The organism is Halorubellus sp. JP-L1 (genome assembly GCF_011440375.1).
Classification (GTDB): Archaea; Halobacteriota; Halobacteria; order Halobacteriales; family Natrialbaceae; genus Halorubellus.
Map to the genome: position 1 here is coordinate 409363 of NZ_JAAOIR010000002.1, position 26046 is coordinate 435408.

28 protein-coding genes and 1 tRNA gene are annotated in these 26046 nt (G+C 69.0%); 20 read left to right on the forward strand and 9 right to left on the reverse strand.

Features of this window, described 5'->3' with window-relative positions; translation table 11 throughout:
• The 5 genes from G9C85_RS10540 to G9C85_RS10560 all read left to right on the forward strand — a co-directional run bounded on the left by G9C85_RS10540 (position 1) and on the right by G9C85_RS10560 (position 3576).
• Positions 1 to 681, forward strand: coding sequence for a GTP-dependent dephospho-CoA kinase family protein (locus G9C85_RS10540; protein WP_369680794.1), 681 nt, complete (start codon positions 1 to 3; stop codon positions 679 to 681).
• Between the two features lie 133 nt (positions 682 to 814).
• Positions 815 to 1129, forward strand: a complete 315-nt coding sequence (locus G9C85_RS10545; protein WP_166039718.1) for a 30S ribosomal protein S24e — start codon at positions 815 to 817, stop codon at positions 1127 to 1129.
• Positions 1130 to 1133: 4 nt separating this feature from the next.
• The gene (locus G9C85_RS10550; protein ID WP_166039720.1) at positions 1134 to 1268 is read left to right on the forward strand and encodes a 30S ribosomal protein S27ae; all 135 of its coding nucleotides are present in this window, start codon (positions 1134 to 1136) and stop codon (positions 1266 to 1268) included.
• Between the two features lie 191 nt (positions 1269 to 1459).
• Positions 1460 to 3160, forward strand: a complete 1701-nt coding sequence (locus G9C85_RS10555; RefSeq protein ID WP_166039722.1) for a bifunctional N(6)-L-threonylcarbamoyladenine synthase/serine/threonine protein kinase — start codon at positions 1460 to 1462, stop codon at positions 3158 to 3160.
• A gap of 143 nt (positions 3161 to 3303) precedes the next feature.
• Entirely contained in the window at positions 3304 to 3576 is a 273-nt protein-coding gene (locus tag G9C85_RS10560) for a DUF5808 domain-containing protein (RefSeq protein WP_166039724.1), read from the forward strand.
• 72 nt (positions 3577 to 3648) lie between these two features.
• Here G9C85_RS10560 and G9C85_RS10565 read toward each other — a convergent pair whose 3' ends face one another.
• The gene (locus G9C85_RS10565) at positions 3649 to 5337 is read right to left on the reverse strand and encodes an NADH-quinone oxidoreductase subunit D (protein ID WP_166039726.1); all 1689 of its coding nucleotides are present in this window, start codon (positions 5335 to 5337) and stop codon (positions 3649 to 3651) included.
• Positions 5338 to 5456: 119 nt separating this feature from the next.
• Here G9C85_RS10565 and G9C85_RS10570 point away from each other — a divergent pair, with 119 nt between their 5' ends.
• The 3 genes from G9C85_RS10570 (at position 5457) to G9C85_RS10580 (ending at position 7836) form a co-directional block, all read left to right on the forward strand.
• The gene (locus G9C85_RS10570) at positions 5457 to 6110 is read left to right on the forward strand and encodes a helix-turn-helix domain-containing protein (RefSeq protein ID WP_166039727.1); all 654 of its coding nucleotides are present in this window, start codon (positions 5457 to 5459) and stop codon (positions 6108 to 6110) included.
• Between the two features lie 84 nt (positions 6111 to 6194).
• Positions 6195 to 6770, forward strand: coding sequence for an RdgB/HAM1 family non-canonical purine NTP pyrophosphatase (gene rdgB / locus G9C85_RS10575; protein WP_166039729.1), 576 nt, complete (start codon positions 6195 to 6197; stop codon positions 6768 to 6770).
• 289 nt (positions 6771 to 7059) lie between these two features.
• Positions 7060 to 7836, forward strand: coding sequence for an SDR family NAD(P)-dependent oxidoreductase (locus G9C85_RS10580; protein ID WP_369680795.1), 777 nt, complete (start codon positions 7060 to 7062; stop codon positions 7834 to 7836).
• A 73-nt stretch (positions 7837 to 7909) separates the two neighbouring features.
• Here G9C85_RS10580 and G9C85_RS10585 read toward each other — a convergent pair whose 3' ends face one another.
• The 3 genes from G9C85_RS10585 to G9C85_RS10595 all read right to left on the reverse strand — a co-directional run bounded on the left by G9C85_RS10585 (position 7910) and on the right by G9C85_RS10595 (position 10390).
• Positions 7910 to 8380: a hypothetical protein gene (locus tag G9C85_RS10585; RefSeq protein WP_166039733.1), complete on the reverse strand. Its 471-nt coding sequence runs from the start codon at positions 8378 to 8380 to the stop codon at positions 7910 to 7912.
• A gap of 137 nt (positions 8381 to 8517) precedes the next feature.
• Positions 8518 to 9402: a dihydrodipicolinate synthase family protein gene (locus G9C85_RS10590; RefSeq protein ID WP_166039735.1), complete on the reverse strand. Its 885-nt coding sequence runs from the start codon at positions 9400 to 9402 to the stop codon at positions 8518 to 8520.
• Positions 9403 to 9730: 328 nt separating this feature from the next.
• Entirely contained in the window at positions 9731 to 10390 is a 660-nt protein-coding gene (locus G9C85_RS10595) for a TrkA family potassium uptake protein (protein WP_166039736.1), read from the reverse strand.
• A gap of 173 nt (positions 10391 to 10563) precedes the next feature.
• Between G9C85_RS10595 and G9C85_RS10600 the strand changes: the two genes are divergently transcribed.
• The 7 genes from G9C85_RS10600 to G9C85_RS10630 all read left to right on the forward strand — a co-directional run bounded on the left by G9C85_RS10600 (position 10564) and on the right by G9C85_RS10630 (position 16125).
• Entirely contained in the window at positions 10564 to 11805 is a 1242-nt protein-coding gene (locus G9C85_RS10600) for a proteasome-activating nucleotidase (RefSeq protein WP_166039738.1), read from the forward strand.
• A gap of 166 nt (positions 11806 to 11971) precedes the next feature.
• Positions 11972 to 12514 carry an amino acid-binding protein gene (locus G9C85_RS10605; RefSeq protein WP_166039740.1) on the forward strand — a complete coding sequence of 181 codons (543 nt, stop codon included), beginning with the start codon at positions 11972 to 11974 and terminating at the stop codon, positions 12512 to 12514.
• The gene (locus G9C85_RS10610) at positions 12511 to 13482 is read left to right on the forward strand and encodes a homoserine dehydrogenase (RefSeq protein WP_166039742.1); all 972 of its coding nucleotides are present in this window, start codon (positions 12511 to 12513) and stop codon (positions 13480 to 13482) included. Before G9C85_RS10605 ends, G9C85_RS10610 begins: the two co-directional genes overlap by 4 nt.
• A gap of 241 nt (positions 13483 to 13723) precedes the next feature.
• Entirely contained in the window at positions 13724 to 14989 is a 1266-nt protein-coding gene (gene tuf / locus G9C85_RS10615) for a translation elongation factor EF-1 subunit alpha (RefSeq protein WP_166039743.1), read from the forward strand.
• 3 nt (positions 14990 to 14992) lie between these two features.
• Positions 14993 to 15301, forward strand: coding sequence for a 30S ribosomal protein S10 (rpsJ, locus tag G9C85_RS10620; protein ID WP_166039746.1), 309 nt, complete (start codon positions 14993 to 14995; stop codon positions 15299 to 15301).
• 65 nt (positions 15302 to 15366) lie between these two features.
• Positions 15367 to 16023: a rhomboid family intramembrane serine protease gene (locus G9C85_RS10625; RefSeq protein ID WP_166039747.1), complete on the forward strand. Its 657-nt coding sequence runs from the start codon at positions 15367 to 15369 to the stop codon at positions 16021 to 16023.
• A 30-nt stretch (positions 16024 to 16053) separates the two neighbouring features.
• Positions 16054 to 16125 (forward strand) — tRNA-Ala (locus G9C85_RS10630).
• Between the two features lie 156 nt (positions 16126 to 16281).
• On the opposite strand, the gene G9C85_RS10635 is transcribed toward G9C85_RS10630, so the two are convergent.
• Entirely contained in the window at positions 16282 to 17010 is a 729-nt protein-coding gene (locus G9C85_RS10635) for a 3-oxoacyl-ACP reductase family protein (RefSeq protein WP_166039750.1), read from the reverse strand.
• 209 nt (positions 17011 to 17219) lie between these two features.
• A complete protein-coding gene (locus G9C85_RS10640; protein ID WP_166039752.1) occupies positions 17220 to 17480 on the reverse strand; it encodes a glutathione S-transferase N-terminal domain-containing protein in 261 nt (86 codons plus the stop codon).
• 138 nt (positions 17481 to 17618) lie between these two features.
• Between G9C85_RS10640 and G9C85_RS10645 the strand changes: the two genes are divergently transcribed.
• The 3 genes from G9C85_RS10645 to G9C85_RS10655 all read left to right on the forward strand — a co-directional run bounded on the left by G9C85_RS10645 (position 17619) and on the right by G9C85_RS10655 (position 19401).
• The gene (locus tag G9C85_RS10645; RefSeq protein ID WP_240148859.1) at positions 17619 to 18212 is read left to right on the forward strand and encodes a mechanosensitive ion channel family protein; all 594 of its coding nucleotides are present in this window, start codon (positions 17619 to 17621) and stop codon (positions 18210 to 18212) included.
• Positions 18213 to 18383: 171 nt separating this feature from the next.
• On the forward strand, positions 18384 to 19145 hold the full coding sequence (locus G9C85_RS10650) for a PHP domain-containing protein (protein ID WP_166039753.1): 762 nt from the start codon (positions 18384 to 18386) through the stop codon (positions 19143 to 19145).
• Positions 19146 to 19182: 37 nt separating this feature from the next.
• Positions 19183 to 19401: a hypothetical protein gene (locus G9C85_RS10655; protein WP_166039755.1), complete on the forward strand. Its 219-nt coding sequence runs from the start codon at positions 19183 to 19185 to the stop codon at positions 19399 to 19401.
• A 78-nt stretch (positions 19402 to 19479) separates the two neighbouring features.
• Here G9C85_RS10655 and G9C85_RS10660 read toward each other — a convergent pair whose 3' ends face one another.
• On the reverse strand, positions 19480 to 20385 hold the full coding sequence (locus G9C85_RS10660) for a metal-dependent hydrolase (RefSeq protein ID WP_166039757.1): 906 nt from the start codon (positions 20383 to 20385) through the stop codon (positions 19480 to 19482).
• Between the two features lie 339 nt (positions 20386 to 20724).
• Positions 20725 to 22026 (reverse strand): ribonuclease R family protein, encoded by a 1302-nt coding sequence (locus tag G9C85_RS10665; RefSeq protein WP_166039759.1) that lies wholly within the window; start codon positions 22024 to 22026, stop codon positions 20725 to 20727.
• Positions 22027 to 22229: 203 nt separating this feature from the next.
• Here G9C85_RS10665 and G9C85_RS10670 point away from each other — a divergent pair, with 203 nt between their 5' ends.
• On the forward strand, positions 22230 to 23402 hold the full coding sequence (locus G9C85_RS10670; RefSeq protein ID WP_369680797.1) for a M24 family metallopeptidase: 1173 nt from the start codon (positions 22230 to 22232) through the stop codon (positions 23400 to 23402).
• A gap of 37 nt (positions 23403 to 23439) precedes the next feature.
• Here G9C85_RS10670 and kynU read toward each other — a convergent pair whose 3' ends face one another.
• Positions 23440 to 24729 (reverse strand): kynureninase, encoded by a 1290-nt coding sequence (gene kynU / locus G9C85_RS10675; RefSeq protein WP_166039763.1) that lies wholly within the window; start codon positions 24727 to 24729, stop codon positions 23440 to 23442.
• Between the two features lie 155 nt (positions 24730 to 24884).
• On the opposite strand from kynU, the gene G9C85_RS10680 reads away from it, so the two are divergent.
• Positions 24885 to 25910 (forward strand): alpha/beta hydrolase, encoded by a 1026-nt coding sequence (locus tag G9C85_RS10680; RefSeq protein ID WP_166039765.1) that lies wholly within the window; start codon positions 24885 to 24887, stop codon positions 25908 to 25910.
• The last annotated feature ends 136 nt before the right edge of the window (positions 25911 to 26046 follow it).

The following is a 26046-nucleotide window of genomic DNA, read 5'->3' on the forward strand; positions in this document are numbered from 1 at the left end:
GTGACGGCGGCGCCGGACGACGACGTTGGCGACCACGGCGTCGACAGCGGTGACGGCGACCACGGCGTCGACAGCGGTGACGGCGACGGCGACGGTGGCCGTGGCGGCGACGGCGGCCGTAGCGGCGACGCCGACGCTTCCGGTGGTGACGACGTGCTGTTGACGCTTCCGGAGTCGCTTCGGTCGGCGTTCAAGGAGCCGTTCGGGCCCGTGGAGACGGACGCGGACGTGCTCCTGGCGGACGTCGACGGGCCGCTGATCGCGGTCGGTGACATCGTCACGTATCACTTCTTGCAGGCTGGCCGCGAGCCGGACGTCGCGGTCGTCGACGAGCGCACGAAGCGCGAGGTCGTCGACGACGCGGTTCGGGACGCGGTCGCGACGCCGGACGTCACGGTTTCGAATCCGGCGGGTGCGCTCTCGGAAGCACTCGTTCGCGCGCTCGGGGACGCCCTGCGGCGCGCGGACGCGACGACGGTGTTCGTCGAGGGCGAGGAGGACCTCGCGGTGCTCCCGGCGGTGATGGTCGCGCCGGTCGGTGCGAGCGTCGTGTACGGTCAGCCCGACGCGGGCATGGTGCACGTGCGCGTCTCTGAGGGAACGAAGGCGGAGTTCCGCGAGCTCCTCGAGGAGTTCGACGGCGACCTCGACGCGTTCTGGGCGGTCGTCGACGACGCCTGACCGGAGGACTCTGCGGCGGGTCGGCGGGACGCCTTCCCGCACGATTGGTACGCGAGGTGACTGTTCGTCGCCAGTTCGACACTTCGAAATCCTTTTAGGCGTTTCGAGGGGTAGTTACGGTAACTGAGATACCATGGACGTCGAAATCCTCTCCGAAGAGGAGAACCCGATGTTGCACCGCACGGACGTCACGTTCGAGGTCGTTCACGACGAAGCGACGCCCTCGCGCCTGTCCGTCCGAGACAGTCTGGCCGCGAAGCTCAACAAGGACGCCGACGAGGTCGTCGTCCGCGAGCTCGACACGAAGTTCGGGATGCGCAAGACCGTCGGCTACGCGAAGGTCTACGACACGGCGGAGGCCGCTCGCGACGTCGAACAGGACCACATGCTCGACCGGAACGCCATCACGGACGGCGCCGAGGGTGGCGAGGAAGCGGAGGAGGCCTGAACGGATGCCCGCACACGAGTTCTACACGGACGACGGCGAGCACGACCGCGAACAGTGCCCGCGCTGCGGCGACACGTTCCTCGGCGACTACGGCGACCGACTGCACTGCGGGAAGTGCAGTTACACCGAGTGGAAGTAACGTAACCGCCACTGGCGGTCCGTTCTTTCGACGCTGCATCGACCAGCGGCTGCTGTGGAATGACGGGCAGGAACGACGGCCACGAGCGACGATCGCGAGCGACTGCCACAGTCCGAAACTCCGCCGTTGCTCGCGAGCGCGTCGGTATCGAAGTGGTCTTCTCCGTGCACGAACGATTCGGGGGCAAGTAGATGGCGGACGCCTCCACTGACGCGGCCGGTCGTGGCGTGACGCGCGAGGGCGAGCCGGTGCGCGTGCTCGGCATCGAGGGGACGGCGTGGTGCGCGAGCGCGGCCGTGTACGACGGCGAGCGCGACGACTTCCGGATCGAGTCGGACGCGTACGAGCCAGAGAGCGGCGGCATCCATCCGCGTGAGGCCGCCGAGCACATGCACGACGCGATTCCGCGAGTCGTCGAGACTGCGCTCGACTGGGCGCGCGAGCGTCACGACGGCGACGGGCCGCCGGTTGACGCGGTCGCGTTCTCGCGGGGCCCCGGACTCGGGCCGTGCCTGCGGATCGTCGGCACCGCCGCGCGTGCGCTCGCGCGGTCGCTTGCCGTGCCGCTCGTCGGCGCGAACCACATGGTCGCGCACCTCGAGATCGGTCGGCACCAGTCCGGGTTCGCGTCGCCGGTGTGCCTGAACGCGAGCGGCGCGAACGCGCACCTCCTGGGGTACCGCGACGGCCGCTACCGCGTGCTCGGCGAGACGATGGACACCGGCGTCGGGAACGCGATCGACAAGTTCACGCGCCACGTCGGCTGGACGCACCCCGGCGGGCCGAAGGTCGAGGAACGCGCCCGAGACGGCGAGTACGTCGAGTTGCCGTACGTCGTGAAGGGCATGGACTTCTCGTTCTCGGGGATCATGAGCGCCGCCAAGCAGGCGTACGACGACGGTGTGCCGGTCGAGGACGTCTGTCGCGGACTGGAGGAGACGATATTCGCGATGCTCGCGGAGGTCACCGAGCGTGCCTTGAGCCTGACGGGGAGCGACGAACTCGTCCTCGGCGGCGGCGTCGCGCAGAACGCGCGCCTGACGCGGATGCTCCGCGAGATGTGCGACGCCCGCGGCGCGGAGTTCTACGCGCCCGAACCGCGATTCCTGCGGGACAACGCCGGCATGATCGCGCTGTTGGGCGCGAAGATGTACGCCGCTGGCGACACGCTCCCGATCGAGGACTCGTCCGTGGACGCGAACTTCCGGCCGGACGAGGTCCCCGTCACGTGGCGCGACGGCGAGGACGTCACTATCGCGCCCGAGTCCGGCGCCGAGATCCGGGGCGCGGAGGCGGTGGTCGACGTCGGCGACGTGGTGACGAAGCGCCGCGTCCCGAAGCTCTACCGGCATCCCGAACTCGACGAGCGCCTGCGCGCGACGCGAACGCGGAGCGAGGCGCGCCTCACGCACGCTGCACGCGCCGAGGGCGTCCCGACGCCGGTCGTCCGCGAGATCGACGACGACGAGGGGACGCTCGTGTTCGAGCGCGTCGGCGACTGCGACCTCGCGCACGCGCTCACCCCCGAGCGCGTCCGCGCCGTCGGCGAGCACCTCGCCGCCATCCACGCCGCCGGGTTCGTGCACGGCGATCCGACCACGCGGAACGTCCGCGTCGCCCCCGATGCCCGCGACACCGACACCGGGGACGGGAGCGACGGCGACGACGCCGGTGGCGAGCGCGCGTTCCTCATCGACTTCGGGCTCGGGTACCACAGCGAGCAGGTCGAGGACTACGCGATGGACCTCCACGTGTTCGACCAGAGCCTCGTCGGGACCGCGACCGACCCAGACCCCCTCCGGGCGGCCGTCCGCGACGGCTACCGCGACGCCGGCGACGACCGCGTCCTCGACCAGCTCGCCGCCATCGAAGGTCGTGGCCGCTATCAGTAACGCCGCCATCGAAGGTCGTGGCCGCTATCAGTAACGCCGCCATCGAGGGCCGTGGCCGCTATCAGTAACGCCGCCATCGAGGGCCGTGGCCGCTATCAGTGACGACGACAACCTTCTTATGCCGAACGCGCGTATCCTTTCGTATGCCCGACAAGCCCACCGACGGGGAGATCTTCGGTATTCCGTACAACTTCGAACGGCCGAGCATCAGCCGCATGCTGAAGGCCTACTGGCAGCCCGGCGACGGGATGCTCGTCGAGAAGCCGTTCGGTATCGGGTACACGCTCAACCTCGCGAACTGGCGGTCCTGGGTCGCGCTCGCGGTCGTCGGCGGCCTCCTCTGGAACGAGCGCAGCGGGAGCGGCGACGGCGGTATCGAGGACGAGGAACCGGTCGAGGTCGTCGTCGAGGACTGACCGACCCGGCTCGCGTCGGGGACTCCTTCTCAGTTGCGTTTCAGTGGTCGACAGCCCGCCCCAGCCGACGGTTCAGCGGTCGACTTCGCCCATGATGGTGTCGAGACTGCCGAGGGTCGCGACGAGGTCGGGGACGTACTCGCCCTCGGCCATCTCGGGGAGCGCCTGGAGGTTCGAGAAGCACGGGCTCCGGATCTTGAAGCGCGCGGGCGAGTCGGTGCCGTCGCTCCGGAGGTAGATGCCGAGTTCGCCTTTCGCGCCCTCGACCGCGCGGTACGTCTCGGCGTCCGCGGGCGGCTTCAGGGTCCGGGGGACGTTCGACTGGATGGTGCGGTCGTCCTCTGGCCAGGACTCGAGGACGTCGACGCACTGTCGGACGATTCGTGCCGACTGTTCGACCTCCTGCATGCGGACGAGGACGCGCGCCAGGTTGTCACCGTCGTCCTCGGTGACGACGTCCCAGTCGAGTTCGTCGTAGTAGCCGTAGGGGTCGTCGCGGCGGAGGTCGTAGTCGATACCGGAGCCGCGCGCGACCGGACCAGTGACGCCGTGGGACTTCGCGGTGTCGACGTCGAGGCGCCCGGTCCCCATCGTGCGCGTCTGGAACACCTCGTTGGCGGCGAGGAGGTCGTAGTACTCCGACATCGCCGCCGGGAGCGTGTCGAGTTCGTCCCGTACCTGCTCGAAGAACGCCTCCCGGGGCTGCGGGAGGTCCCACGCGACGCCGCCCACGCGGAAGTAGTTGAACATCATCCGCTGGCCCGTGAGTTCCTCCAACAAACCGAGCGCCTTCTCGCGGTCGCGGATGCCGTACTGGAAGACCGCCGTGAACTCGCCGAAGACGTCGAGCGCGTACGTCGCGACGGCGAGCATGTGCGAGGCGATTCGGCAGAGCTCCGCGCCCATCGTCCGGATCACTTGCGCGTACTCGGGCACGTCGACGTCAGCGAGGTCCTCGACGGCGCGAGCGTACGCCCACTCGTTGAGCAGGCCCGCGGACGCCCAGTCCCACCGGTCCGGGTACGGCATGATCTGGTGGCGGTACGTCCCGGACTCGCACATCTGCTCCTCGCACCGGTGGATGTACCCGATGTCGGGGTCGACGTCGACGACGGTCTCGCCGTCGAGGACGGTCTCGACGTGGAGGACGCCGTGCGTCGAGGGATGGTGCGGGCCGATGTTGAGGAACATCGTCTCCCGCCCGGCCTCGCCGTCGGAGGCGGTCCCGTCGCGCTGGTCGCCGGCGAGCGGGTTCGCGTGCTCCTCGAGGGTCACGACCTGCGGGCGGTCCTGGTCGAAGTCCTCGCGCAGCGGGTGGCCCTGCCAGGTCTCGGGGAGGAGGATGCGTCGCAGATCCGGGTGGTCGTCGTACGCGACGCCCAACAGGTCGTACGCCTCGCGCTCGTGCCAGTCGCACGTCCGGTAGACGCTCGCCGCACTCTCGCTCCGCGGGCTCTCGTGCGTGGTCGGGACGACGACGCTCGCCTCCCGCGTCGGGTCGTCGTAGTCCTTCAGGTGGTAGATCGTCTCGAAACGGTCGGCGTACTCCTGGGCGGTCACGCACGAACAGTGGTCCAGGTCGAGGGTGTCCCTGATGTCTGCAAGGGCGTCGGCGACGGCGTCTGGCCGGACGACGACCGCCGGCGCGTTCCGGTGGTCGTCCCGGCGAACAACTCGGTCGCCGAGAACGCCCTCCAGGTCCGCGACGGTCGGCGACGCACCCCCCTCGCGCTCCCGCTCGCTGACGACGGCTTCGCTCACGACGACGCACCCCCCGTATCGATCCGGTTGCACATGCTCGCATCGACGACCGCACGCCAGTCGACGTTTCCGTCTCACTCCCTAGGCGATTTAAGTGCAATCGGGTCGACGCGTCTTGCGTGAAGTACCTGCGGGTGACGCTTCGGCACGACCGGGACGCCCTCCACCCGATGCATCGGTTCGTCTGCGACCACGGCGGGTACGGCGACTATCGGCTCATCCACTGGAACCGGGACGCGGACGGGACGAACGCGCTCCTCTTCCACGTCCACGGCCCGCGCGAGCCTTACGAGGCCCGCCTCGCCGACCTGCGCCGCGTCCGGTCGTTCGACCTCGCGCCAGTCGACGACGACGCCTTCTACGTCCACGTCCACGAGGAGCCGTCGGAGACCGACGCCTCCCTCCTGGACGCGTTCTCTCGCGGCGGCCTGGTCGCCGTTCCACCCATCGAGTACCGGACCGACCGGACGATGACGATGGGCGTCGTCGGCGACCCAGCCGTCCTCCAGGCGACGTTCGACGCCGTGCCCGAGGGCATCGACGTAGCGGTGGACCGCGTGAGCGAAGCCCCGTCGACGAGCGTCCCGGCCGGCCGCGACCTCACCACGCGACAGCGCGAGGTCGTCCGCGCCGCCAAGCGCCTCGGGTACTACGAGGTGCCGCGGGCGGCGTCCGTCGAGGACGTCGCAGACGCCGTCGACTGCGCGCCCGGGACCGCCGCCGAACACCTCCGGAAGGCCGAATCGCGCGTGTTCGCCGACCTCGACGTCTGAAGTCCCGAAAACGCTGTCGAGCCGACCCGCTGCCGTCGAGTGCGGACCGACGATTCCTTACCCCCCGCGCTCCCTTCCCTCCGTATGCCCATCCGATTCGTCACGAGCAACGAGGGGAAAGCGGAGGAGGCCCGCGAGTACCTCGACGACGTCGAACGCGTCGACTTCGACTACACCGAGATCCAGGGCGACCTCGAGTCCGTCGCCGCCGCTGGCGCACGCGAAGCGTTCGTGGAACTCGGCGGCACCGACCCCGTGCTGGTCGACGACGCCGGCCTCTTCGTCCGTGCCCTCGTGGGGTTCCCCGGCCCGTACTCGTCGTACGTCGAGGACACCCTCGGCGTCGAACGCGTCTGGCGGCTCTGCGAGCGCGAGGACGACCGCCGCGCGCACTTCCGGACCGTCCTCGCGTACGCGCACCGCCCCGAGGACGCCCTCGACGTCAAGGTGGAGACGTTCACCGGGAGCGTCCCCGGCACCATCGTCGAACCGCGCGGCGACGGCGGGTTCGGCTACGACCCGATCTTCGAGCACGACGGCACCACGATGGCCGAGATGAGTACCGCCGAGAAGAACGCCGTCAGTCACCGCGGTCGTGCCCTGGCGAAGTTCGCGGACTACCTCGCCGGCGAACCCGCCCAGACCAAGGGCGCGGAGTGACGCCGGACCCGACACCCGGCACTCGGGACCCGAGGACTCTTGTCGGATGCCGCGGCGACGACCGGCGTGCCCTGACCAGTCGCCGCGCGCCGGCCTCGCCGTAACTCGACGCCTAGCCCGCGCGCGAGCACCACGAACGACTCCAGCCAGCCGTCGCCTCAACGGCAAGGAGCCACCCGGGTCGTCGTTGTTCGCCACTGCCACGTCCGGCCATCGCGATGCAGCCAGCGACAGAGACGCTCGACCGGATAGCGGAACCGTTACCCGCGCCGCGGCCACCGGTTCGACCGTGAAGCAGACCGCCCTCGTCACCGGTGCCTCCGCCGGCATCGGTCGCGCACTCGCCCGCCAGTTCGCTCGCCACGGTCACGACGTCGTCCTCGTCGCTCGACGTGAGGAAGCGCTCGAGGACGCCGCCAGCGAGTTCGAGGACCGCTACGGCGTCACCGCCACCGCGATCGTCCACGACCTCGACGCCGACGGCGCCGCACAGGCGCTCTACGACGACGTCCAGGACCGCGACCTCGACGTCGGCATCCTCGTGAACAACGTCGGCGTCGCCACGTACGGCGAGTTCCACGAGACCGACCTCGACGCCGAACGCACCCAGCTCCGCCTGAACGTCGAGACGCTCGTCGTCCTCACCCGATCGTTCCTCGCCGACTTCCGCGACCGCGGTCGCGGGAAGGTCCTGAACGTCGGGAGTACCGCCGGGTTCGTTCCCGGCCCGAAGATGGCGGGCTACTACGCGTCGAAGGCGTACGTGAACTCGTTCAGCGAAGCGCTCGCCGTCGAGAACCGGACCACGGACGTCGACGTCAGCGTCCTCTGTCCCGGCCCGGTCGAGACGGAGTTCCAGGAGCGTGCGGGGATGACGGACTCCCTCGTCGGGTCGGTGTTCACGAACGACGCCGAGTCAGTCGCGGCCGCCGGCTACCGCGGCCTCCTCGCCGGGGACACCGTGATCCTCCCGAGCCTCCTCAGCAAGGCGACGTACTACGGCGAACGAATCACGCCCCGGCCGATCCTCCGGCGGATCGTCGAGCGCGTGAACGGCGACCGCTAGCGAGCGGAGGAGCGGGTGAACGGCGACCGGTAGCGACTGCGACGGCTGCGTGAACTGGGTTCCGTAGCGAGCGCTACGCTCGCGGGTCGCGGTCGGGACCGGGGTAGTCGTCGTCGAACGTCGCTTCGTAGAGGCTCGCGGCGTCGAACAGGCGAGCGAACGCGTCCGGTGGCCGCACGGAGAGGTTCGCGTGCGGTTGGACGCTCATTCCGGCCTGCACGCTCCCGAGGTCGTCGTCGAACGAGAGCAGGTGTGCGGCGTCGCCGTGGACGGCCGAGGCGAGCCCGGGGTGGTCGCCGGGCGGGTGTTCGACGCGCTCGGTCGCTTCCGCCGCTCGCGCTCGCCACGCGTCCGCGAGGTCGTCGTCGGCGAGGATGGCGACGACGGCGCGAGCGTCGTCCAGGAGGTCGTCGCTCGCGACGAGCGTCAGCCACGAGTGCTCACGGACGTGGTCGAGAGCGTCACGGCTCGCGCCGCCGACGAGGACGTCCGCGGCGAGGACGTCCGCGTCCGCGACGATCCGCGTCGGCGCTGCGTCAGGCATCGTCCCCCTCGCGGTGCTCGCGGAGCGTCTCGCGGACGTCGTCGACGGTCACGTCCAGGTCGCTGGTCGCGTCGAAGAGGTCGGCCCAGGTCATGTCCGCGAGTTCGCGGCCGCGGCCAAAGAGCGCGGTGGTCGTGCTACGCGGCGTCGCCCTCGAGTGCGTCCTCGACGAGCGTGGCCAGTTCTGCGTGGACGTCGGCTGAGACGGGCTGGAACGGTCGGCGTGCCTGGCCGGCGGGGTAGTCCCGCGAGCGCATCGCGGCCTTCAGGCCGGGGACGCCGTACTCGGCGGTGACGGCGCGGTTCAACTCGACGAGGTCTCGGTTCAGTTCGCGTGCGCCCTCGTCGTCGCCGTCGACGTGGCGGTCGTAGATCTCGGCGGCGAGCCCGGGGACGACGTTCGCGAGTGCGAGCACGCCGCCGGTCGCGCCGGCGTCGAGAGCGGCGGCGTACACGCTCCCGGAGCCGACGAGGACGTCGAAGTCGGCGTCGGCGGTCAGGGCGACGTACCGCTGGAGGGTCTCCAGGTCGCCACTGGAGTCCTTGATCCCGTGGACGTTCTCGTGAGTGGCGAGCGACTGTACCGTCCGCGGGTCGAGCGCGTGGTCGGTGAACTTCGGGACGCTGTAGAGGTAGATCGGGATCGGGCTGGCGTCGGCGACGCGCTCGTAGTGCTCGGCGACCGCGGCGTCGTCGTGGCGGTGGTAGAACGGCGTCACGACGAGTGCGGCGTCCGCGCCCGCGTCCGCCGCCGTGGTCGTCTGCGTCGTCGTCACGCGCTCGCTCGGATGGCCGGTGCCGGCGACGACCGGGCCGTCCGTAGCTTCGGCGACGACCTCGGTCACGCGCGTGCGCTCGTCGACGTCCATGTGGACGGCTTCGCCGTTCGACCCACAGGGTACCACGAAGTCGACGCCGGCGGCCTCGACCGTCTCGACGAGCGCGCGGAGCGCGGTCTCGTCGACGTCCCCGTCGTCGTCGAACGGCGTCGCGATCGGCAGTCCGGTCCCCGAGACGTACATGCGCGACGCTGGGGCGGCCACGGCAAAAAACCCCGCCGTCACGCATCCGTCCGTCGACCGTCTGACGGGTCTTTATTGAATCCGAGTCCCGTTCGCTACCTGGGCGCGCAAGACGGCCTCAGTTCCCATCCGAATCCATCGCGCGCCCCACGCTGTCTCTCTATTCGGTACCAGCGCAGGGTCACACGGCGACCGCTCCCCGGCGGTCAACTTTCGAGCGTGCGAGGTGGAGTTCGACGGTTCGCGTTCGTGTCTCAATCGGCGAGCGACGCGTTCGTCCTGCGTCGTCGCGGACCGTTCCGCGTCGTCGCGGACCGGTTCGCGTCGTTCAGGCTTCGGCCCGGAACGTCTCGCGGACCGCGTCGACGGCGTCCTGGTCGACGACGACGGCGACGCGGTCGCCGGCGGCGAGTTCGACCGTCGGGAGCGGGATCGTGAGCGGGTCGTCGGCCGCGCCGTGGGCGTACACGCGTGCGTCCTCCGGGAGGTCGACGTTGACGAGTCGTTCGCCGACGAGCGACGAGTTCGCGTCGACGGTGAACACGGAGAACCGGAGTGCCTCCGTGATGTCCGCGAGGACGTTGAAGTCGCCGCCGAGCATCGCGGTCTTCGCACCGGCGGCGCCGAGGCGCTCGGGGTAGACGACCTCGTCGACGTCGCTGGCGTACTTCTCGTAGATGTCCTCGCGGTAGTCCTCGTCGATGCGGAGGACGGTCCTGGCACCGTGGTGCTTCCCGACCATGCACGCGGCGAAGTTCACGTTCAGGTCCGGAGTGAGTGCGCCGATGGCGTCGGCGGAGTCGATCCCGGCATCCTCGAGCACGCCCTCGTCCTGGCCGTCGCCCTCGACGACGTCGTACCCGTCGTCGCGCGCTCGCTTCGCGCGGTCGTGGTCGTTGTCCACGACGACGACGTCGTGGTCTTCCTCGCGGAGGATGCGGGAGGTGCGCTTGCCGACGCGACCGTACCCCACGATAACGAACTTCATGGACTGCGATACGCAGTCATCGCGTAAAAAGCCCTATCCTGCATCGGGGCCGGGGGTCGTCGATGCACGGATCGGTCGTGTTCGGCCGACTGCGCTGGTTCCGTGGGCGTCCGACGGTGGGCGTGCGCTAACCCAAAGGTCCTTTTACGACCGTCGCATACGACCGACAACGAATGTCCCGGAGTCCCTCATTGCCCGACCGTCCCCGGCTCGACCTAGACCAGGACATGTCGGACGAGGAGCGTCTCGAGGCGCTTCGAGAGCACTTCATGGAGATCGTCGACGTCCACGAGGAGCTCTCGGGTCAGCTCGAGACGGCAGACCAGCGCCGCGACGAACTCAAAGAAGAGGTCGATCAGACCGAGCGCGAGAACGAGGCACTGAAGACCTCTTCGCTGTACATCGCGACGGTCGAAGAGGTTGCCCAAGACGAACAGGAGGCCGTCGTGAAGCAGCACGGCAACAACCAGGAGGTCCTCACGGACGTCTCCCGTCGGATGGCGGACGAACTACAGGCGGGCGACCGCGTCGCGGTGAACGATTCCTTCAGCGTCCAGACGGTTCTGAGCGGCGAGACGGACGCTCGCGCGCAGGCGATGGAGGTTGATGCGAGCCCGGACGTCGTCTACGAGGACATCGGCGGCATCGAGGAGCAGATCCGGGAGGTCCGCGAGGCGGTCGAGGAACCGCTGGTCAATCCCGCGCAGTTCGACACGGTCGGGATCGACCCGCCGAGCGGCGTGCTCCTGTACGGGCCGCCGGGGACGGGGAAGACGATGCTCGCGAAGGCCGTGGCGAACGAGACGGACGCGACGTTCATCAAGATGGCCGGGAGCGAGCTCGTCCGGAAGTTCATCGGCGAGGGCTCGCGGCTCGTCCGCGACCTCTTCGAACTCGCCGAGGAACGTGCGCCCGCGATCATCTTCATCGACGAGATCGACGCGATCGCCGCGAAGCGCACGGAGTCCAAGACGAGCGGTGACGCGGAGGTCCAGCGGACGATGATGCAGCTCCTGAGCGAGATGGACGGCTTCGAGTCCCGCGGGAACGTCCGCATCATCGCCGCGACGAACCGCTTCGACATGCTCGACCGTGCCATCCTCCGCCCGGGTCGCTTCGACCGCCTCATCGAGGTACCGGAGCCGGACGCGGAGGGCCGCGAGCGCATCTTCGAGATCCACACGAAGCGGATGAACGTCGCGGACGACGTGGACTTCGCGGAGCTGGCGGCGCGCACGGACGGCTACTCGGGCGCGGAGATCGAGAGCATGACGACGGAAGCCGGGATGTTCGCGATCCGCGACGAGCGCACCGAGGTTCGGATGGCGGACTTCGAGGAGGCGATCGAGAAACTCGAGGACGAGGACTCGGGGACGCCCGTACCGAGCGCGGGCTATACCGCCTACCACTACTGAGCGGGTCCGGTCGGCGCGACGCTCTCACACTGAGCGGGTCCGGTCGGCGTGATGGTCTCACTTCTGGCGGTACGCGTGAGACCGGCGACACTTGTGTGTGGCTGAAGGCTTATACGACAGAACGCGATGGGTCAGTACATGGACGACCGACGGAGTCGCGGCGGAGGTGACCGGGGTGGCTGCTGACGTGAACGGGTCGGTTCGCGCGTACACGGTTCGCCTGGAGCTCGTCGACGAGCCCGGCGAGTTGCTGCGAGCGCTCGAGCCGATCTCGGAGCACGGCGGGAATCTGCTGTCGATCTACCACGAGCGTGGGAACCTCACACCGCGCGGGAACATTCCCGTCGAGGTCGACCTCGAGTGTCGCCCGGATCGCTTTTCGGTGATCGTCGACGCGCTCCGGGACGCGGGCGTCACGGTCATCCAGGCCGGCGAGGACGCGTACACCGAGCAGGTGACGGTCCTGCTCGTCGGGCACCTGGTCGACACCGACCTCTCGGATACGCTCTCGCGGCTCGAGGCGTGTTCGTCGGCGTCGGTCGCGGACCTGTCGCTCGACGCGCCGGAGGGCACCGACGACGTGTCGAGTGCGCGCGTCCACCTCGCGGTCGAACCCGACGGGGTGACGGCGGCGCTGGAGACCGTCCGGGGGGTCGCCGCGGAGAAGGAGTTGCAGGTCGTCGAGCCGCTCGTGGAGGGATCGGCGTGAGGCTCGCGGTCGTCGGTGCGGGTGCGGTCGGGCGATCGGTCGTCGACCTCGCGGGCTCGCACGGGCACGACGTCGTCGCGATTGCGGACTCGCAGACGGCCGTCGTCGACGAGGCAGGGCTGGACGCGGCGTCGGTCCTGGAACGGAAGTCCGAACGCGGTAGCGTCGGCGACGCGGACCCGCGTGCGGTACTGGACGCGGACTACGACGTGCTCGTGGAGGCGACGCCGACGACGCTCGACGACGCCGAACCCGGGTTCTCGCACGTCGCGCACGCGCTCGACCGCGACCGGGACGTCGTCCTCGCGAACAAGGGCCCGGTCGCCGAACGCTACGCCGACCTCCGGGCGCGCGAACGCGAGAGCGACGGTCGGGTGCGGTTCGAGGCGACGGTCGCGGGCGCCATCCCCGTCCTCGGCACCATCGCGGACTACGGCCCGGCGCACGTCTCGGCGGCGCGAGGCATCCTGAACGGGACCGCGAACTTCGTGCTGTCGCGGATGGCCGCCGAGGGATTGTCCTACGAGCACGTGCTCGCGGAAGCACAGGATCTCGGCGTCGCCGAAGCGGACCCGACGTTCGACGTCGACGGCACCGACGCCGCGCTCAAGTGCGTCATCCTCGCGAACGTCCTCTCGGAGGGCGCGACCGCCGACGGCGTCGTCGAGGACGCGTTCACGCTCGACGACGCCGACGTCGAGGGCATCCGGTCGATCCCGCCGAGCGCGCTCGACCTCGCTGGCGAGGACGGCCGGACGGTCAGGCTCGTCGGCGAAGCGACCGCCGAGGGCGCCCGCGTCGGCCCGCGGCTCGTCCCGGACGACGGCCCGCTCGCCGTCCAGGGCACGCGGAACGTCGTCCAACTGGAGACCGACGCCGCCGGGTCGCTCGAGCTCGGCGGGCGCGGCGCCGGCGGCGACGAGACCGCGAGCGCCGTGCTCGCCGACGTCAACCGGCTCGCGGACTGAGAGCCCGACCGTGGACCGAGCGTCGCCACTCCCCGACTCGGCGGCGATCCGACCCGCGGCAATCACCGGCTAGCGGCGAGTACGTCGTTCCTTCGCGGCTCCCCGCCGACCGAACCATGCGTGACATTGACAACATCAAACCGCCGGAGGGCTTCGGGGTCTCGGGTAGCACGTATCGAAATCGTTTTAACCGTTTCTGCCGAAAGGATTCCACACAGCGCCTCTGCGCGTGAGACAACAAATGAGCGACCAACACCAGAACTTGGCCATCATCGGCCACGTCGACCACGGAAAGAGCACACTGGTCGGGCGACTCCTCTTCGAGACGGGGAGCGTGCCCGAGCACGTCATCGAGCAGTACCGCGAGGAAGCCGAGGAGAAGGGCAAAGGCGGCTTCGAGTTCGCCTACGTCATGGACAACCTCGCCGAGGAGCGCGAGCGCGGCGTCACCATCGACATCGCCCACCAGGAGTTCAGTACCGACGAGTACGACTTCACAATCGTCGACTGTCCTGGCCACCGCGACTTCGTCAAGAACATGATCACGGGCGCCTCCCAGGCGGACAACGCCGTCCTCGTCGTCGCCGCAGACGACGGCGTCGCGCCCCAGACCCAGGAGCACGTCTTCCTGGCTCGCACCCTCGGCATCGGCGAACTCATCGTCGGTGTCAACAAGATGGACCTCGTCGACTACGGCGAGACCAAGTACAACGAGGTCAAGAGCGAAGTCACCGACCTCCTCAAGCAGGTCCAGTTCAACCCCGACGACGCGGAGTTCATCCCGATCTCCGCGTTCGAGGGCGACAACATCGCCGAGCGCTCCGACAACACGGAGTGGTACGACGGCGAGATCCTCCTGGAGGCACTCAACAACCTGCCGGAGCCGGAGCCGCCGACGGACGCCCCGCTCCGCCTCCCCATCCAGGACGTCTACACCATCTCCGGTATCGGTACCGTCCCCGTCGGGCGCATCGAGACCGGTGTCATGAACATCGGCGACAACGTGAGCTTCCAGCCCAGCGACGTCGGTGGCGAGGTCAAGACCATCGAGATGCACCACGAGGAAGTCCCCAAAGCCGAGCCCGGTGACAACGTCGGGTTCAACGTTCGCGGCATCGGCAAGGACGACATCCGCCGCGGTGACGTCTGTGGTCCCGCCGACGACCCGCCGAGCGTCGCCGAGACGTTCCAGGCCCAGATCGTCGTGATGCAGCACCCCAGCGTCATCACGGCCGGGTACACGCCGGTCTTCCACGCCCACACGGCGCAGGTCGCGTGTACCATCGAGAGCCTCGACAAGAAGATGGACCCCAAGTCCGGCGAAGTCGCCGAAGAGAACCCGGACTTCATCCAGACCGGCGACGCAGCGGTCGTCACCGTACGCCCGCAGAAGCCCCTCAGCATCGAGCCGTCCTCGGAGATTCCCGAGCTCGGCTCGTTCGCGGTCCGCGACATGGGTCAGACCATCGCGGCCGGGAAGGTCCTGTCCGTCGAGAACCGCGAGTAATCCATGCAGCAGGCTCGCGTACGACTTGCCGGGACGAGTCCCGAGGACCTCGACGACATCTGCGACGACGTTCGCGACATCGCGGAAAAGACGGGTGTCTCGCTCTCGGGACCGATTCCGTTGCCGACGAAGACGCTGGAAGTGCCGTCGCGCAAGTCCCCGGACGGCGAGGGGACGGCGACGTGGGAGCACTGGGAGATGCGCGTCCACAAGCGTCTCATCGACCTGGACGCGGACGAGCGTGCGCTCCGCCAGCTGATGCGGATCCAGGTGCCTAACGACGTCAGCATCGAGATCGTCCTCGAGGACTAGACGTCGCTCTCGCGCACGGCTTTCTCCTGTACTTCTATTAGCCGTCGGCTCGTTAGCGACGCGTAATGGGTTTCCGTGGCAGTCCGACGCTGGATACGCTCGTGGCGTTCGCCGTCGTGTTCGCGGTCCAGCAACTGACGGTGGTGTTCGAGCTCGCGCTCGGGCTCGGCCAGCTCTGGCAGACGCTGTTCGTGCTCGGGTCGCCGGTGACGGTGCGGCCGTGGACGCTCTTCACGAGCGTGTACGCGCACGCTGGCGTCGGGCACTTGCTCTCGAACGCGGTCGCGCTCGTCCTCGTCGGATTCGTCCTCGAACGGTATACGACGCGAGCGCGCTTTCACGCGTTCTTCGTCGCCACGGGCGCGCTCGCTGGCCTGAGCCAGGTCTGGCTCGGCGGGTTCCTCAACGGCCTCACCGGCGGCCCCGCGGTCGGGAGTGCCGTCCTCGGCGCCAGCGGCGCCGTCCTCGCGCTCTACGGGTACGTCCTCGGCGGCAACCGCCTCACCACCGCCGTCGCCGACCGCCTCGACGCCGGCGCCAGCGTCGAATGGGCGCTCGCACTCCTCGTCGCCGCCGTCCTCACGTGGATGACCGCCAGCCCCGGCGTCGCCATCATCGCGCACTTCACCGGCGTCCTCCTCGGGCTCGCCGCCGGCCGCCTCGACCTCCTCGCCACCCCACCCAGCACGAAGGCCGACGGCCGAAACGCAACTTACAAATAAGCACCACCGGGTACGATAAGACGCGCACGAGGGCTCGTAGATCAGAGGTAGATCGCTTCCTTCGCAAGGAAGAGGCCCTGGGTTCAAATCCCAGCGAGTCCATTCCTGCCGCTCGTTTCACTCGCGTCAGTCATGGGCTCGCTGTAGTCCCCCTCGCTCCCTGCGGTCGCTCGCGAGACTCCCAGCGAGTCAATCTTGGTGTGTCTCCCTGTTACTGGCACGACGTGACGTTCCCAACCGGGACGCGTGTCGTGTCGTCTAGCGCATGTCTTCGCCGCCGTTGACGTTCAGGGTTTCTCCGGTGACGAAGGTGGCGTCGCGGAGGTACGCTGCTGCGTCGGCGATGTCGGCGGGTTCGCCGTATTCGCCGACCGGTATCGCTTCGAGTTCCTCGGCTTTCTCCTCGGGCGAGCGGTCGCTCGTCATGTCGGTCTCTATGTGGCCCGGTGCGATGGCGTTCACGCGGACGTCTGGCGCGAAGTCCCTAGCGTGGCTCCGCGTCAGCGAGAGCAGGGCGCCCTTCGAGCTCGCGTAGTGCACTTCGATCGGTGCGCCGACGTGCGCGAGGATCGACGAGACGTTCGTGATCGACGGCTCGTCCGCGGACGCTTCGAGGTGCTGGAGCGCGGCCTTGGTGACGTTGAACGCCGAGTTCACGTTCACGTCCATGACGCGATCGAAGTCCGCGGGGTCTAGGTCGGCGGTGTAGACGTGCTGGTCGATGCCGGCGTTGTTCACGACGTGGTCGACGCCCCCGAACTCTGCTGCGGCAGTGTCGACCAGCCGCTGCGCTGCTGCCGGGTCGGAGACGTCTGCTCCGACGACGACCGCGGACTGCCCCGCGTCCCGTACTTCGTCCGCCACCTCGTTGGCGGCGGCCTCGCTCGTGTGGTAGTTCACCGCGACGTCGTACCCGTCTGCGGCGAACCGGAGCGCGATTGCGCGCCCGAGTCCCCGCGACGACCCCGTGACAACTGCCGATGGCATACTCCTGTCAACGACCGGCGAGCCCTTGGGTCTGACCCACGTCGAGAACTCGGTAGAGGACGACGGTTCCATCTCCTGGCGTGAGAGGTGGTCGGTGTCACAGAGGCTACGAGTGACTCCGCCGTTCAGTAACATCTGGTCCCTTCCAACAGTCTGCCGACGACGTGGGCGTCGCGAAACCCACCCACCAGCCTCCCGCTCGGTGGTCCTCAGGCGTAGTGCTCTTCGAGGTAGTCGACGATGTCGTCGCTCTCGTGCATGGTGACGCGGCGGTCGGTGTCGACGAGGTACGGGATCTGGTCGTCGCCGAGTGCGGTGAGTTCGTCGTGCGTGAGTTCGTTGGTGACGTCGCCGCCTTCGTCGCCGGGGAGTCGCGGGTTGTGTGCGACGTACGAGAGGCCGAGTTCGGAGAGTTTCTCGCGGACTTTCTTGCTGTGCGGGCAGCCCTCGGACTGGTAGAGCTCGAACATGAGTCGTCCGAATAGACGATGCGAGTGGACTAAACGATTGTCCCAGCCCCACGTCTCTGGGCGGTCGCGATGGTCGTGGCGAACCCGGCGACTGTGGGGACCCATACTTTTTCGAGCGCGCCCGGCGACGCCTCGGGCATGCAATCGGAGACACAGCCGGAGCCGGCGCCGATGGACGCGGAGGCGGTCGTTCGCGAGTTCCTGGCGGGGATCGTGGAGGCGATCCCGCACGTGCTGCTCGGCGTCCTGTTCCTGGCGGTCGCGTACGTGGTGATCAGGGTGGTGCTGGCGGTGGTGCGTCGCGTGTTCGAGGGCGTCTACCCGGCGGACCAGCAACTGATAGTGGACCTGTGGGTTGCGATCGTCGGCGTGTTCCTCTGGTTCGGGGCGGCGCTCGCGCTGTTCAACATCGTCGGCCTGGGGGAGGTCGCGGCGAGTCTCGGGACGGCGAGCGGGTTCGTCGGCCTGGGGGTGGCGTTCGCGCTGAAGGAGATGATCGCGGACACGGTCGCGGGCGTGTATCTCCTCCGGGACCCGGACTTCAACGAGGGGGACGTCGTGGAGTCCGCGAGCGTCACCGGCGAGATCGTGGACATCGACCTGCGGAAGACGCGGCTGCGCGAGGAGGACGGCGATCTGGTGGTGCTCGCGAACCGCGACGTGGAGAAGAAGTGGCGGCAGGAGGTGGTCGGGCCGGAGAGCGCGAAGAGCGAGCACGTTACTGGCAACTGACGAAGCGTCGGTCGTGCGGTCGGCGACTGAGCGGTCGGCCTCGCCGTGGGCGACTGAACAGGCGGCAACTGAGCGGTCGGCGATCGACCGTGGGCCGTCACCGGGCGACGCGTGCGATGACGCGACTTGGGAGAAGGTTCACGTCGGTCGGGACGTAACGGTGGGTAACTGATGGTCGGTGACCAGACCCTGGTGTCGCTGGACCTGCACGTGCACTCGTCGCTGTCGTACGACGGCCACGAGCCGGTGTCGTTGCTCTTAGAGCACGCACGGGACATCGGACTGGACGGGCTGGTGGTGACGGACCACGACCGCATCGCGGCGAGCCTGGAGGCGGCCGACCTCGCGTCGGAGTACGGGCTGGTCGGGATTCCCGGCGTGGAGGTGTCGACGGCGGAGGGCCACTTGCTCGCGATCGGCGTGGACGAGCGGCCGGCGCGCGGGATGTCCTACGCGGAGACGGTGACGCGCGTGCACGAACTCGGCGGGGCGGCGGTGGTACCGCATCCGTTCCAGCGGACGCGTCACGGCGTCCGACGGCGCGTGCTCGACGAGACGGTCGTGGACGCGGTGGAGGTGTACAACTCGATGCTGTTCACTGGATTCCGGAATCGTCGCGCGCGCCGGTACGCGACGTCGTACGGGTACGGGAGCGTCGCGGGCAGCGACGCGCACTACCTGGGGAACGTCGGGCGAGCGTACACGGAGGTCGCTGTTGACGCGCCGAGCGTCGCGGACGTATCCGTCGAGCAGGTCGTGGAGGCGTTGAGCAACGGCGACACGAGCGTCGTCGGTCGGCGAACGCCGATCGGGAAGTCCGCGGTCCAGTACGGGAAGGGGTCGCTCCGGAAGGCACTCTACGAGTTCACGTCGCGCGCGCCGCTCGTGCCGGCAGTTCCGCGGTCGATCGCGGAGTACCGGACCGACGGGTGACCCGAGGCCTGATTGGGATCGAGCGCCGATTTCGTCTATGACTGCGTGCACGTACTGCGGTTGCGACGTGGAGGCTCACGACCCCGTGGTCGTCTACGAGCGCGAACCGGACGCCGTCGAGGAGAGCGCGTCGGTAGCACTCGAGGGGGACGAGTCGCCAGCGGGGACGTTCTGTAACTGGGGCTGCGTGTCTGCGTACGCGAGGCAGTCCGACGTGGCGACGGAGACGACGTGTAACTGGCCGCCCGAGGAGTGAGCGCGTCGACCGGTAGCGAGGAACTGGACTCGAGCGGGCTGCTGGATCGGTCCACGGCACCGAGCCGGTGTCGACCCCTCAGTACGGGCGCTCGGACTCCGGATTGAACATCTGTGCCGACGTGGGGCGCGGGTCGCCCTCGGTGAGGTCGTCTCGCTGTTTTCCTCGACGCCTGGGTCGGCGAGCACGCGCGAGAACTGCTTTCCGGTTCCGTGCGTCGTCGCCGTCACTAACGCGGTGGCGTCGTACCGTTCTCGCTGTCGACGGTCGTCGTGTGCGACGATCCGTTCGTTCGCGGTGACCGGCTGCGTACTGACGGGCCCTCGGGTGGTCGACGCGGTCAGCGGGAGGTGTCGTCGTCGAGCGAGCTGGACGTGGCTCGCGGCGCGGTCCACTCGGGGACTGCGTGGACGGTCTGCGCCACGGTCGGCGGTCGACGTCGATGAGCCATCCGGGGACGCCTCGCGCGGTCGGCGTCCGCCGCGGGGGGCTGCCGGTGCCAGCGAGCCAGCCGGTGGTGGTCGCGAGGCAGCCGAGCGCGAACAGCGCGAGGTTCGCGGTCGGGTCGGCGGCGTTCACGATCGCGAGCGAGTAGTGCGCGTCGACGACGGGTGCGAGCGGCGCGACACCCATCGGCGTGACGACGTCGCCCACGAGGTGCGTCGCGACCGCGTACGAGCCAGTGAGGCCGCTCGCGATGGCACCCGTCGAGCGGGCGGGGCCGAGCGCGGTCGGTCGATGATGCGTTCGGAGGATGGCGAACGTGGCGAGCACGCTGCCGACGGCGAGCGCGAACCAGATGGTGTGCGTGATGCCGCGATGCGAGACGCCGGCGAGGAGGAGGTCGACGTCCGGGATCGTCGACAATGCGACGACCTGTACGGTCCCGACGGCGGCCAGCGGCGTCCGGTTCGTGCGGCGGAGGTAGAGGGCGACCGGGGCGAACGCAAGGAGGCCTATGCCCAGATGCCCGAGCGCGTACACGTCACCCTCACCCCTACGGTCGCCTGTCGTTCGGTATCGATGCGTCTGTCGTTTGGCCGCAGTTCCCACGTCACACCCTCCTTTACACGTTCTGTAGTAAAACACAATTGGCCGTCCCATCTAGACGTTCAATCTCTCTAAATGAACGAGTAAACGGCCAGTACCGTCCGTGAAACGGAACGTCTCGTACTCCAACTAGAACGCAAAAATCACGTCGACAGGGCTCGGGACGAGTTCGAGGGGTAGTCGAGTCGGGTTCGAGTGATGGTCGAGTCGGGTTCGAGTAATGGTCGAGTCGGGTTCGAGTGATGGTCGAGTCGTCGGGTCGTGCGGGTTCACCTAGACGGTGTGTTCTGCGTCGTCCTCGTCGTCGACGACTTCGAGCCCGCGGTTGTTGACGGCGTTGGCGTCCAGGCCGACCTCGGAGAGGAACTTCTTGTACTCGCGCTCGCAGGTCTCGGCGTCCTTCTGCTTGTCGCTCGCACGCTTGCAGAGCGCCTGCAGGTCCTCGGGGACGTCGTTCGTGTACACGATCCAGTGATTGATGAGGTCACTGAGTCGCCGGATGGGGCTCGTGAAGTGCCCGTAGATGTCGAAGTTCAGCGCGTGATGGCCGCCGAAGGGGTCACTCATGTACTTCGCGCGCGGCATCACCTTCATCACGGCCCACTGGATGGAGTCCAGCTGGCGCGCGGGTGCGTTCTCGAGGGTGGCGTTCACGGCCTTCCGCGGGTCGTCCCAGCTCCCGCCCGGGATCGAGACGCCGTCGAGGTCCTGGATCTCGACGAGGGCCTTGTCCCACTCGTCGGGCGTCGGCTGCGGGTGCACGCGGTACATCGCTTCCACGCCGCGATTCCACATGAGTTCGTGCGTGACGGCCTTGTTCGCCTTCAGCATGCACTCCTCGATGATGGTGTGTGCGCGGTCCCGGCGCGGGTTGAGGACGAGCGACCCGTCCTCCTTGCGTTGCTCGTGCATCTGGTCCGCGACCTCGAACACCATCTGGTTCTCCTCGTGGAGCGCGGCGTCGGGGTCGTCGAGGCGCTGTTCGGCCTCGCCGTACGTGAGGCGCTCGTCGCTCTCGATGACGGACTTGTAGATGTCTATCTCCTCGTACCCGAGGTTCTCCTTGTCGAGCTCCATCTCGACGGTGTGCGCCAGTCGGTCCTCGTTCGGGACGAGCGAGCACACGGTCTCGGCGAGCGTCGGCGGGAGCATGTGCATCGTGTACGCGGGGAGGTACACGGTGTTCGCGCGCTCGACTGCCTCGTCCCACATCGCGGAGTCGGGGTGGACGTAGTGCGTGACGTCCGCGATGTGCACCCAGAGCGTGTACGTGTCCTCGTTCTCGCGAATCGAGATGGCGTCGTCGAAGTCCTGTGCGTCGATCGGGTCGGTCGTCCACGTCGTCAGGTCACGGAGGTCCCGACGCTCGTCGAGTTCGTCCTGGATCTCCTGCTGGACGCCCTCCGTACGCGCTTCGGCCTCCTCGATGACCTCGGGGGGGAACGCGTCGCGGATCTCGAACTTCTCGAACAGCTCCTCGCGCTTGTTCTCCAGGTGTCGCGCGAGTTCCTCGTCGATCGTGACCGGGCCCTGGCCCTCGGCGGTCCCGGCCTCGGCCTGCGCGTTGTCGCTCATGCTACTCCGCTACGAGGGTGGGGCAGGAAAACGTGTCGACAGGCGTCGCGAAGCCGCGAAGCGGCGAGCGACGTTGCCCGCGGTCGATGGCGCACTCCGCGGTGCTGTGCGGGGCGGTTGTGAAGCGTCGCGACGCGCCGGTCTGTGCGTCGTGCCATCGTTGGACGCGGGGTTTCTTAACGGTCTCCCGTGAATCCGCTGCCGTGAGTCCCTCCGCGCCATCGCTAACGGATCGACTCGAAGCCGCCGGCGTCGACGGGTACCTCGTCGACGCGGACGGTGAGGACAGCAACCAGTACTATCTCTCGGGGTATCACGCGCCCGACGACTTCGTGACGCTGTACGCGGACGGGCGCGTCTCGCTCCTCGTCTCGCCACTCGAATATTCGCGGGCGAGGACCGAGAGCGATGGCGACGACGTCTACGACACCACGGCGTACGGCGACGACGAGGAGACCGACGACGATCCCCGCGTCGCGTCCAAGCAAGTGACGGCCGCGTTCGTCGCAGCGGCGGGCGTCGATTCCGTCCTCGTTCCGGCGTCGTTCCCCGTTAGTACCGCGGACGTGCTCCGCGAGGCAGGCGTCGGGGTCGCGTGGGACGACGCGTACGCGCTCGAGGACATCCGCGCGGTCAAGTCCGACGCGGAAGTCGAGCACGTCGCGGCCGCGCAGGACGCGAACGAGGCCGCGATGGCGCTCGTCGAGGACCTCCTCGCCCGTGCGGTCGTCGAGGACGACGTCCTGGTCCTCGACGGCGACGTCCTGACGAGCGAGCGCGTTCGCGAGCGCGTCGAGATCGCGCTCCTCGAGCGGGGGTGTCGATTGGACGACTGCATCGTCGCGGCTGGTCCAGCGGCCGCACGCGGCCACGACTCGGGGTCGGGGCCGCTCGAGGCGAACGAGCCGATCGTCGTCGACATCTTCCCGCGTGACATCGAGACCCGGTACTTCGCGGACATGACGCGGACGTTCGTGAAGGGCGAGCCAGACGCACGCACCCGTGAGTGGTACGAGCTGACGGTCGAGGCGTTCGAGGCGGCGCTCGACGCCATCGCGCCGGGAGTCTCCGGCGAGGCCGTCCACGACGCGGTCTGCGACGTCTACGAGGACGCGGGGTATCCGACGCTACGATCGGACGACGGGACCCAGGACGGGTTCACGCACGCCACGGGTCACGGCGTCGGCCTCGACGTCCACGAGGCGCCGTACCTCGCGCCGGAGGGTGGCGAACTCGCGGCCGGGAACGTCGTAACCGTCGAACCCGGTCTCTACGAGCAGGGCGTCGGCGGCGTCCGCCTGGAGGACCTCGTCGTCGTCACCGACGACGGCTACGAGAACCTCACCGAGTACCCGCGTGACCTCCGCGTCCTCTAGGCACCGAGACGCGAACCACCCAGTCGACGTTACTCGGTCACGTCACGCCGCCGGTTTGGGGCTCGTACTCCTCGTATTCGCGGGTTTCGAGGATTTCTTCGATGATGGCGACGACGTCGTGGACGTCCTCGAAGCGCGTGTAGAGGGGGGCGGGGGCAACGCGGACGACGTCGGGTTTCCGGAAGTCGGTGACGACGCCGTGGTCGCGGAGCGCTTCGCTGATGCGGTAGGCTTCGTCGTGTTCGAGAGCGACGTGGCCGCCGCGGCGGGCGGGCTCTCTGGGGGTGCCGACGTCGACGCCGTACTCGGCGAGGCGGTCGTCGGCGAGGTCGATCAGGGTCTCGGTCAGTTGGATGCTCTTCTCGCGGATGCGGTCGATGCCGGCGTCGTGGACGACGTCGAGCGCGCCGTGGAGCGGCGCGGCCGAGAGGACGGGGACGGTCCCGACCTGGAACCGGCCGGCGGCGTCGGCCGGGTCGAACTCCAGGGCCATGTCGAACTGCGTCGCCTTGTCGTTGCCCCACCAGCCCGCGAGGTTCGGGTGGACGTCGTGGTGGTCCTCGTGGACGTAGAGGCCGGCGATGGCGCCGGGGCCGGCGTTCAGGTACTTGTAGCTGCACCAGACGGCGAAGTCGACGCCGAGGTCGTGGAGTTCGTGCGGGACGGCACCGATGGAGTGCGCGAGGTCGAACCCCGCGAACGCGCCGTGGTCGTGCGCGAGTTCGGCGATGCGTTCGACGTCCAATAGCTGGCCGCTCCGGTAGAGGACGCTCGGCATGAACACGATGCCGACGTCGTGCTCGTCGAGCGCGCGCTCGACGGCTTCGGCGGGTACCGTTCGGCCGTCCGGGGACTCGACCCGGTGGAGGTGCTCGTCGGGGTCGAGGCCGCGCTGGCGGAGCTGGGCGGCGATCGCGTAGTGGTCGGTCGGGAAGTCGAGGTCGTTCACGAGGACGCCCGGCGGCCGGTCGCCGCGCGCGTCGAGGAACGACCCGACGAGTTTGTGGATGTTGAGCGTCGTCGAGTCGGCGACGACGACCTCGCTCTCGCGCGCGCCGACGAGCGGCGCGAGCTCGTCGCCGAGGCGTTCGCCGTAGTGGAACCACTCGGGGTCCGAATCGGTCCATCCGCGGATGGCGAGGTCGCGCCACTCGTCGACCGCGTTCTGGAGGCTCGCCTCGGCGTCCGCGGAGATGGGTCCGAGAGAGTTCCCGTCCATGTAGTAATCGTCGGGGATCTCGAAGCGCTCGCGGAACGCCGAGAGCGGGTCGGATTCGTCTCGTTCGCGAGCGCGAGCGAGCGCGTCGCCCTGTTCGGTGTCGTCCATGCGGGATGCGTCGGCGGCGGGCCACGTACCGGTTTCGGTGCCGGAAGCGACGCGTGGCGTGGAAGCGCTCGCGGTGCAGTTCGCTGGGGGTCGCGCCGTCGGCGGCGGGGGACGTCGACGGTGGGATTATGTCGCGGCCGGGCGACGGCACGCGTATGACCGACGCAGCAAGCGGCGAGTTGGACGCGGAGTTCGCGGCGCTCGTGGACGCGTTCGCCGAGCGCGGCCTGCCGCCGTGGCACTCGCTGTCCGTGACCGCGGCGCGGACGCTCGAGGACGACGTCTTCGGGGACGGCGGCGGGCCGGAGATGGCGGCCGTCCGCGAGTTCGCGATCGACGGCCCCGGCGGCGACGTGCCCGTGCGGGCGTACCGACCGCCGGCCGAGACCAGCACCGGCGACGGCTCGCCGGGTGCGCTCGTGTTCACGCACGGTGGGGTGTTCGTGCTCGGGACGCTCGACTCCGCGGACGACGTCTGCCGCGAACTCGCCGCCCGCACCGGCCGCGTCGTGTTCTCCGTGGACTACCGGCTCGCGCCCGAGCACCCGTTCCCGGCGGCGGTCGACGACGCGTATGCGGTCGTCGAGTGGGCTCGCGAGTACGCGGACGCGTTCGGCGCGGACCCAGGGTGCGTGGGCGTCGCCGGGACGAGCGCCGGTGGTGGGATTGCGGCCGCGACCGCGCTCCGCGCCGGCCACGAGGGCGTCCCGCTCGACGTGCAGGTGCTGCTGTACCCGATGCTCTCCGCGGAGAGCGCGTTCGGCGCGGGCGGAGGCCTCCGCGAGTCGTACGCGGAGCACGGCGACGCCGCGCTCCTGTCGACCGCGGACGTCGCGTGGGGCTGGGAGCACTACCTCCGCAGTCCCGTCGACGCCCACAATCCGTTCGCCGTCCCGCTGCGGGCCGACGACGGCCTCCTCGCGGCGGCGCCGCCCGCGGTCGTCGCGACCGCCGGCGTCGACGTCCTCCGCGACGAGGCGGTCGCGTACGCGGACGCGCTCGCCGACGCCGGCGTCCCCGTCACGCACGCCCACTACCCGACGCTCGCGCACGGCTTCTGCTCGGTCACCGACGACGTCACGCTCGCCGACGACGCGTTCGACGACGTCGCCGGTTCGGTCGCAGACGTCGCCGGTGTGGTCGGCGACGTCGACAGCGCGGTCGGCGACGTCGACGAGTAGCGACCGTTCGGGCCGTCCGCGAGCGCGCCGAACGACCACTGTACAGGTTCGAGCGTGGACGGACGACTCTGTAGTCTGAGCCCCGATAGCGCCGGATGACGAACGGTACCCGCCGGGAACTTTGTTGGCCCCGTAC

What these genes read in the sequence shown, in the direction of transcription:
- G9C85_RS10645 (WP_240148859.1), top strand. Translation starts at nt 17,619, where the DNA reads ATGCAATCGGAGACACAGCCGGAGCCGGCGCCGATGGACGCGGAGGCG.
- G9C85_RS10665 (WP_166039759.1), bottom strand. Translation starts at nt 22,026, where the DNA reads ATGAGCGACAACGCGCAGGCCGAGGCCGGGACCGCCGAGGGCCAGGGC.
- G9C85_RS10680 (WP_166039765.1), top strand. Translation starts at nt 24,885, where the DNA reads ATGACCGACGCAGCAAGCGGCGAGTTGGACGCGGAGTTCGCGGCGCTC.
- G9C85_RS10545 (WP_166039718.1), top strand. Translation starts at nt 815, where the DNA reads ATGGACGTCGAAATCCTCTCCGAAGAGGAGAACCCGATGTTGCACCGC.
- G9C85_RS10555 (WP_166039722.1), top strand. Translation starts at nt 1,460, where the DNA reads ATGGCGGACGCCTCCACTGACGCGGCCGGTCGTGGCGTGACGCGCGAG.
- rpsJ (WP_166039746.1), top strand. Translation starts at nt 14,993, where the DNA reads ATGCAGCAGGCTCGCGTACGACTTGCCGGGACGAGTCCCGAGGACCTC.
- rdgB (WP_166039729.1), top strand. Translation starts at nt 6,195, where the DNA reads ATGCCCATCCGATTCGTCACGAGCAACGAGGGGAAAGCGGAGGAGGCC.
- tuf (WP_166039743.1), top strand. Translation starts at nt 13,724, where the DNA reads ATGAGCGACCAACACCAGAACTTGGCCATCATCGGCCACGTCGACCAC.
- G9C85_RS10595 (WP_166039736.1), bottom strand. Translation starts at nt 10,390, where the DNA reads ATGAAGTTCGTTATCGTGGGGTACGGTCGCGTCGGCAAGCGCACCTCC.
- G9C85_RS10640 (WP_166039752.1), bottom strand. Translation starts at nt 17,480, where the DNA reads ATGTTCGAGCTCTACCAGTCCGAGGGCTGCCCGCACAGCAAGAAAGTC.
- G9C85_RS10585 (WP_166039733.1), bottom strand. Translation starts at nt 8,380, where the DNA reads ATGCCTGACGCAGCGCCGACGCGGATCGTCGCGGACGCGGACGTCCTC.
- G9C85_RS10655 (WP_166039755.1), top strand. Translation starts at nt 19,183, where the DNA reads ATGACTGCGTGCACGTACTGCGGTTGCGACGTGGAGGCTCACGACCCC.
- G9C85_RS10590 (WP_166039735.1), bottom strand. Translation starts at nt 9,402, where the DNA reads ATGTACGTCTCGGGGACCGGACTGCCGATCGCGACGCCGTTCGACGAC.
- G9C85_RS10625 (WP_166039747.1), top strand. Translation starts at nt 15,367, where the DNA reads ATGGGTTTCCGTGGCAGTCCGACGCTGGATACGCTCGTGGCGTTCGCC.
- G9C85_RS10550 (WP_166039720.1), top strand. Translation starts at nt 1,134, where the DNA reads ATGCCCGCACACGAGTTCTACACGGACGACGGCGAGCACGACCGCGAA.
- G9C85_RS10650 (WP_166039753.1), top strand. Translation starts at nt 18,384, where the DNA reads ATGGTCGGTGACCAGACCCTGGTGTCGCTGGACCTGCACGTGCACTCG.
- G9C85_RS10635 (WP_166039750.1), bottom strand. Translation starts at nt 17,010, where the DNA reads ATGCCATCGGCAGTTGTCACGGGGTCGTCGCGGGGACTCGGGCGCGCA.
- kynU (WP_166039763.1), bottom strand. Translation starts at nt 24,729, where the DNA reads ATGGACGACACCGAACAGGGCGACGCGCTCGCTCGCGCTCGCGAACGA.
- G9C85_RS10560 (WP_166039724.1), top strand. Translation starts at nt 3,304, where the DNA reads ATGCCCGACAAGCCCACCGACGGGGAGATCTTCGGTATTCCGTACAAC.
- G9C85_RS10600 (WP_166039738.1), top strand. Translation starts at nt 10,564, where the DNA reads ATGTCCCGGAGTCCCTCATTGCCCGACCGTCCCCGGCTCGACCTAGAC.